The organism is Micromonospora sp. KC207, assembly GCF_004348615.1.
GTDB lineage: Bacteria > Actinomycetota > Actinomycetes > Mycobacteriales > Micromonosporaceae > Micromonospora.
Genome location: NZ_SMKJ01000328.1, coordinates 1 through 7058 on the forward strand (window position 1 = coordinate 1; position 7058 = coordinate 7058).

Below are 7058 nucleotides of genomic sequence, written 5' to 3' on the forward strand. Positions count from 1 at the left end.
GCGTTGCGGCCCGGCCCGACGGCACGCGCACCGGGCGGGAGGCCGCCTGACCCGCCGTACGCCCGGACGGGTCAGCGCGGCGGCGCGGCGGCCGGCGGCGCGGAAGCCGGCCGGGACCCGAACGCCGTGAGGAAACGGTCCCGGAAGCTGTCCATCCGCCACACCGGCGCGTCCGGGCTGGGCCGCAGCCCGTCCTGCCACTGCCAGCCGTCGATCCGGTCGAGCACCCTCGGGTCGCGGGCCACGATGGTGATCGGCACGTCCCGGCTGGCGTTCTCGCCGGTGACGACCGGGGACGGCTGGTGATCGCCGAGGAAGACCAGCACCAGGTCGTCGTCGCCGTAGGTCTCGACAAAGGAGATCAGGCTCTTCAGCGTGTACTCGATGGTGCGTCGGTAGTCGGCGCGGATCTGGGCGCCGGTGCGGCGGACCGGCTTGCCGCCGACGTCGGCCACGGCCGAGTTGCGGTGGTAGACCGAGCCGTCGCCCACGTCCTTCCAGTCGATGACCCGGGGAAACGACGTCCAGGGGGAGTGGCTGGAGGTCAGCGGGATCTCGGCCATCACCGGCGGGCGACCGGCCGCCGCCCGTTCGCGGCGCTGGAGGACCGACAACGCGTACTGGTCCGGCATGAGGAAGTAGCCCAGCTTCGGCCCCCGGTAGCCCAGGTCCCGGGCGGGGTAGAACTGGTCGTAGCCGTAGAACTTCCCCTCCGGCCAGTCCGCCAGGGCGCCGGGCATCACCCCGACGGTTCGCCAGTCCGCCCGCTGGAACGCCCCGCCCAGGGTGAGCCGGTCGGTGGTCAGCAGGCTGCGGTGCCGCTGCTCGCTGTTGATCCACAGCCCGGACAGCAGCGTGGCGTGGGCCAGCCAGCTTCCGCCGCCCGCCGTCGGTGAGGTGAGGAACGCGCTGCGGGAACCGAAGCCGGCCGCCCTCAGCCGCCGGGTGCCCTCGTCGAGCACCACGCCGACCTGCGCGAACTCCTGTTCCTCCACCGCGTCGCGGCCGTAGCTCTCCACGAACGCGACGACGACATCCTTGCCGCGAAGCGCGGTCAGCAGCTCGTCGCCCGGGGTGTTTCGGAACTGGTCGGCGGCGACCTCGGCGGCGAACACGTCCCGGTCGGCCAGCCCGCCGCGTACCTGGATCGTGTGGTCGCGGACCAGGGCGGTCGCGCCGGTGTCGGCCACCGGCACCCCGGGGACGATCCGCACCCCGAAGGCGGCGCAGGCGACCCAGCCGACGGTCAGGGCGGCGACGGCCCGGGTCGCGCCGGTGTGGTGCGCGACCAGCATCCCGGTCAGCCGCAGCACGGCCAGCGCCAGCAGCACGAACAGGGCGACGGCGAGCAACACGACGCCCACGGCGATGCCGATCGCGCCGGCCCGGCCGATCGAGCCGGCGAGGAACCCGTACGCGTCGTCGAACAGCACCCAGTCCGACACCAGATCGAAGGGGCGGTCCCAGGCGACCCGGAAGCCCAGGTCGGTCAGCTTGACCACGGTAAGCAGGCCCAGGGCCGCCCCGGTCAGCGCGGCGACCACCCGGCGGGGGCGCGGCGCGAGGGCGAGCAGCAGGGCGGCGGCCACCAGGGCCTCGACCGGCAGCCGCAGGAACGCCGCCGGGCTCAGCTCCCGCAGCTCGTCCGGCGCGGTGAGGGCGGCGGCCACGAGCAGCGCGGCCAGCACGCCGGCCACCGCCGAGCGGACCCGCCGGCCGCGTCCCGGCCGCTCGGCCGGCTGGCCGGTGTCGTCCGCCGCGCTTCGGCCGGTGTCGTCGTCCGTGTGGTTCGTCACGTCGTCTGTTCTCCCGTAATGGGCAGGTCCGTCAGGCCGGCAGGTGGGCCGGCACGCGGACCGGGTCGTCCCGGCGGAGAGTCGCGCCGTCGCGGTCGACGACCGGGCGGTGCCGCCACAGCCATCCGACGTCACGCCCGAACGACTCCACGAGCAGGGCGAACGCCCCGGCCAGCAGCACGCTCGTCGCCACCGGCGGGAGGACCCCGGCGGCGGCGACGGCCAGGACGATGCCCTGGAGCGCGGCGACGACCTTACGCCACTGCCGGGGCGGCAGCGTCCCGCGCAGCCACGGCGACGTCCAGCCGACCGCCACGAAGGCGTACCGCATCGCGCCCAGGACGAGCACCCAGGCCCCGGTGGTGGGCGCCAGGTGCACGCCCAGCAGCAGGATGAGGTACGCGTCGACCTCCATGTCGAACCGCGCCCCGAGGTCGCTCTCGGTGCCGGTGCGCCGCGCCACCTGCCCGTCGACGGCGTCCAGCAGCAGCGCCACGGTGGTGAGGCCGACCAGCAGCGGCACCGGCGTGGGCCGGGTGAAACCGTCCGCCACCAGCGCCGTCACCCCGCCGATCAGGATCGCCCGGCTCAACGTCACCACGTCCGCCGGCCCCAGGCCGGCCGCGTCCTGCCGGCGCAGCCCCCAGGCGAGCAGCGCGCAGAGGGCCACCCCGTACGCCGTGCCGGCGAGCCAGCCGGCGGCGCCGAGGCCGACGGTCGCGCCGATCCCCGCCAGCAGACCGAACAGGCTGGCCAGTCCTGCCAGCGGACCGCGTTGAACCCTGCGCACCGTGCCTCCGTGTTTGATGATCGAGAGACTGCTGTTTCGACGGGCTGTCGACAGACAACACGGAAAATCCGACCGAACGGTTCGGCGGTCCGGTGACGCGAGGAGGACGACGGTGGCGACGAGGACACGCCGATGACCCGCGAGGCGTACGCGTTCTGGCTGCGTGAGCCCGGGGTGGCGGAGATCCGCCCGGCCACACTACCCGAGCCGGGCCCCGACGAGGTGCTGGTCCGCGCCCGCTACTCGGGCGTGAGCCGGGGCACCGAGACCCTCGTCTTCGCCGGCCGGGTCCCCGCCGACCAGTACGCCACGATGCGCGCTCCGTTCCAGGAGGGCGACTTCCCGGGCCCGGTGAAGTACGGCTACCTCAGCGTCGGCGTCGTCGAGCAGGGCCCGGCCGAGCTGAGTGGGCGTACCGTCTTCTGCCTGCACCCGCACCAGAGCGCGTACGTCGTGCCGGCCTCGGCGGTGGTGCCCGTGCCGGACGGGGTGCCGGCGGCCCGCGCGGTGCTGGCCGGCACGGTGGAGACCGCGGTGAACGCCCTGTGGGACGCCCCGCCGCTGGTCGGTGACCGGGTGAGCGTCGTCGGCGCGGGCATGGTGGGCTGCGGGGTCGCCGCGCTGCTCGCCCGCTTCCCCGGGGTGCGGGTCGAGCTGGTCGACGCCGACCCCGACCGGGCCGCCGTCGCCGCCGCGCTCGGCGTCGACTTCGCCACCCCCGAGCGGGCCACCGGCGGGCGCGACCTGGTGGTGCACGCCAGCGCCAACTCCGACGGGCTCCAGCGGTCGCTGGAACTGCTCGCCCCGGAGGGCACGGTGCTGGAGCTGAGCTGGTACGGCGACCGCGCGGTGCGGCTGGCGCTGGGCGGGGCGTTCCACTCCGGCCGGTTGACCGTGCGCAGCAGCCAGGTGGGCATGGTGGCCCCGGCGCGCCGGGCCAGCCGCACGCACGCCGACCGGCTCGCCCTCGCCCTGGAACTGCTCGCCGACCCCGCGTTCGACGCGCTGATCACCGGCAGCTCGCCGTTCGCGGAACTGCCCGACGTGCTGGCCCGGCTCAACGACGGTACGCTGCCCGCCCTGTGCCACCTCATCACCTACCAGGAGAGTGACGCATGTTCAGCGTGACCGTCCGCGATCACATGATGATCGCCCACAGCTTCCGCGGCGAGGTCTTCGGCCCGGCGCAGCGTCTGCACGGGGCCACCTTCGTCGTCGACGCCACGTTCCGCAGGGCCGACCTGGACGCCGACGGCATCGTCGTCGACATCGGCCTGGCCACCGAGCAGCTACGCGCCGTCCTCGGCGAGCTGACGTACCGCAACCTCGACGACGAGCCCGCGTTCGCCGGGGTGAACACCACCACCGAGGTGCTGGCCCGCACGGTCGCCGACCGGCTCGCCGACCGGGTGCACGCCGGCGACCTCGGCGAGGGCGCGCTAGGGCTGGCCGGGATCACCGTCACCCTGCACGAGTCGCACGTCGCCTGGGCCAGCTACGAGCGGCTCCTTTGACGGTCCCGAGTTCCGGTGGCGGCGCTTCCGCGGGCCGGTCGGCCCCCGCCGGCACCCGCGCCGGAGCCCGTCCGGAGGTGCACGTGGTGCTCCCCGGCGACATCGACGACCCGGCCACGCCCAGCGGCGGCAACCACTACGACCGCCGGGTCTGCCGGGGGCTGGCCGACGCCGGCTGGCGGGTCCACGAGCATCCGGCGCCGGGTGACTGGCCGACGCCCGGGCCGGCCGCGCGGGCCGACCTCGCCGCCCTGCTCGCCGCCCTGCCCGGCGGCGCGCTGGTGCTTCTCGACGGTCTGGTCGCCTCGGTCGCGCCGGAGGCGCTGCAACCGCAGGCCGACCGGCTGCGGACGGTCGTGCTGGTGCACCTGCCGCGCGACGACGCCGCCGAGGCCCGCGCCCTGGCCGCCGCCACCGCCGTCGTCACCACCAGCGAGTGGACCCGCCGCCGGCTGCTCGACCGGTACGGGCTGCCCGCCGACCGGGTGCACGTCGCCGCGCCGGGGGTCGACCCCGCCCCGCCGGCTTCCGGCACGCCGGCCGGCACGGCGCTGCTCTGCGTCGCGGCCCTCGCCCCGCACAAGGGGCACGACGTGCTGCTGGCCGCCCTGGCGGCGGTGGCCGACCGGTCGTGGCGGTGCGCGTGCGTCGGCACGCTGGCCCGTGACCCCGCCTACGTCGAGCGGCTGCGCCGGCAGGCCGCCGGGTCCGGCCTGACCGGGCGGGTGGAGCTGCTCGGTCCGCGTACCGGAAACGCCCTGGCCGCCGCGTACGCCGCCGCCGACCTGTTGGTGCTGGCCTCGCGCGGCGAGACGTACGGGATGGTCGTCACCGAGGCCCTCGCGCGCGGGATCCCGGTGCTGGCCACGGACGCCGGCGGCCTGCCCGAGGCGCTGGGCCGCGCTCCGGGCGGCGAGCGCCCCGGCCTGCTGGTGCCGCCCGACGACCCGGCGGCGCTGGCCGGCGCGCTGCGCGACTGGCTCGGCGACGCCGGCCTGCGGGAGCGGCTGCGCCGCGCAGCCCGCGCCCGCCGAAGCACGCTGGCCGACTGGTCGACCACCACCACCATCGTCGCGGCGGTTCTGAAGGGAGCGGCAGCATGAACGACGGCGCGACCTACCCGGTCGACGGCCCCGGCGGCGGCACACCGATGGCCCGGCGGGGCGACGGCCACCAAGGTGGGGCAGCGGCCGCCCGGCCGGGCGACGGCCCCGGCGGCGGGGAAGCTGCGGGGCACATGAGCGACGGCGACGACAGCGACGCCTTCGCCAGCTGGCTGCGGCTGCGGGAGCCCGCCGACGCGGCGGCCCGCGCGGCGGACCTGCTGGCACCGGTACGTCGGCGGCTCGCGGGCGACGGGCCGGTCGTCATCCACGACCTGGGCGCGGGCACCGGCTCGATGGGCCGCTGGCTCGCCCCCCGGCTGTCGGGCCCGCAGCACTGGGTGCTGTACGACCGCGACCCCGGCCTGCTGGAGCGGGCTCGGGCCGCTATGGCGGGTCTCGCCACCGAGGGCGGCGGCGACGTCACCGTGGAGACCCGCCGAGCCGACATCACCCGGCTGTCCGCCGCCGACCTTGCCGACGCGTCCCTGGTCACCGCGTCGGCGCTGCTGGACATGCTCACCGCCGAGGAGGTCGAACGGATCGTGGCGGTTTGCGCCGCCCGGCCCTGCCTGTTCACCCTCTCCGTGGTCGGCCGGGTGGAGCTGACCCCCACCGACCCGCTGGACGCCGAGGTCGCCGCCGCATTCGACGACCACCAGCGGCGCGTCGCGGCCGGCCGGGGGGCCCTGCTCGGCCCCGACGCCGTCGCCGCCTGTCTGGCCGCGTTCGCCCGGCACGGCGTCGACGTGCGGACCCGGCCCAGCCCGTGGCGGCTCGGCCCGGACCGCGCCGAGCTGACGGCCGAGTGGTTCACCGGCTGGCTGGGCGCCGCCCGCGAGCAGCGGCCTGAGCTGACCACGCGCACCACGGAATACGGCCGAGTCCGGCGGGCCGCCGCCCGCGCAGGCAGGCTCGGCGTCCTGGTCGACCACTGCGACCTGCTCACCGGGTGCGGGTGAACCCCCCGGCCGTGCCGCACGTAAACCCGTCCAGGAAGACGATCGTGCAGGGAGGGCCGGCTTTGCCAGCGAGCACGGAACCGGCGGCGTCGCCGGCCGGGCGGGGCCGCCGGCTGCCCCAGTCGTTCTGGGGGTGGGCGCGCACCCTCGCCGGGGCCGGCGTGCTGGCGGCGCTGCTGTGGCGGCTGGGCAGCGGCCCGTTCGTCGCCGGGCTGCGCCTCATCGACGGCGCGGCCCTCGCGGCGGCGCTGGGCATCGGTCTGATCACCACCGTCTGCGCCGCTTGGCGCTGGAGCCTGGTGGCCGGTGGGCTGGGCGTGCGGCTGCCGCTGCGCGAAGCGGTGGCGCACTGCTACCGGGCCGTGTTCCTCAACTCCACCCTGCCCGGCGGGGTGCTCGGCGACGTGGACCGCGCGGTGCGCCACGGCCGTGACTCCGGCGACGTCGGCCGGGGCGTCCGGGCCGTGGTCTGGGAACGGACGGCCGGCCAGGTGGTCCAGGTGGTCCTCGCGGTGGGCGTGCTGGCCGTGTTCCCGTCGCCGGTGCGGCCGTACCTGCCGGCGGTGGCGGCGCTGGTGGCCGCCGCCGGGCTGGGCGCGGTGCTGCTGGGCCGCGTCGCGCCCCGGTCGGGGGCGTCGCGGTGGGCGCGGGCGCTGCGTACCGCCGTGGCCGACGTCCGCTCCGGCGTGCTGGGCCGCCGGACCTGGGTCGGTGTGCTGGTCGCCTCGGCCGTGGTGATGGCCGGTCACCTGGCCACGTTCGTCGTCGCCGCCCGCACGGCGGGCGCCGACGCGCCGCTGTCCCGGCTGTTGCCGCTCACGCTGCTCGCGCTGCTGGCGATGATCCTGCCGCTGAACGTGGGCGGGTTCGGGCCGCGCGAGGGGGTGGCCGCG

General features: G+C 76.5%; 5 protein-coding genes and 1 pseudogene. 5 read left to right on the plus strand and 1 reads right to left on the minus strand.

The window, feature by feature from the left end; translation table 11 throughout:
• Positions 1–71: 71 nt before the first annotated feature.
• Positions 72–2586, minus strand: a pseudogene (locus E1258_RS28080) (CDP-alcohol phosphatidyltransferase family protein).
• A 132-nt stretch (positions 2587–2718) separates the two neighbouring features.
• Here E1258_RS28080 and E1258_RS28090 point away from each other — a divergent pair.
• From E1258_RS28090 to E1258_RS28110, 5 genes are all read left to right on the plus strand, one after another.
• Entirely contained in the window at positions 2719–3714 is a 996-nt protein-coding gene (locus E1258_RS28090; RefSeq protein WP_132406433.1) for a zinc-binding alcohol dehydrogenase, read from the plus strand.
• Complete coding sequence (locus tag E1258_RS28095) at positions 3702–4100, plus strand: 6-carboxytetrahydropterin synthase (protein ID WP_132406435.1); 399 nt, start codon at positions 3702–3704, stop codon at positions 4098–4100. The genes E1258_RS28090 and E1258_RS28095 overlap by 13 nt, the downstream gene beginning before the upstream one ends.
• Before the next feature lie 77 nt (positions 4101–4177).
• On the plus strand, positions 4178–5203 hold the full coding sequence (locus tag E1258_RS28100; RefSeq protein ID WP_132406437.1) for a glycosyltransferase family 4 protein: 1026 nt from the start codon (positions 4178–4180) through the stop codon (positions 5201–5203).
• 134 nt (positions 5204–5337) lie between these two features.
• A complete protein-coding gene (locus E1258_RS28105) occupies positions 5338–6165 on the plus strand; it encodes a class I SAM-dependent methyltransferase (protein WP_132406441.1) in 828 nt (275 codons plus the stop codon).
• 113 nt (positions 6166–6278) lie between these two features.
• The coding region (locus E1258_RS28110) for a lysylphosphatidylglycerol synthase domain-containing protein (protein WP_207919770.1) at positions 6279–7058 on the plus strand (780 nt) is incomplete at its 3' end.

Bases quoted from the DNA above. Each gene is read 5' to 3' on its own strand.
- E1258_RS28090 (WP_132406433.1), top strand. From the start codon at position 2,719: ATGACCCGCGAGGCGTACGCGTTCTGGCTGCGTGAGCCCGGGGTGGCG.
- E1258_RS28095 (WP_132406435.1), top strand. From the start codon at position 3,702: ATGTTCAGCGTGACCGTCCGCGATCACATGATGATCGCCCACAGCTTC.
- E1258_RS28105 (WP_132406441.1), top strand. From the start codon at position 5,338: ATGAGCGACGGCGACGACAGCGACGCCTTCGCCAGCTGGCTGCGGCTG.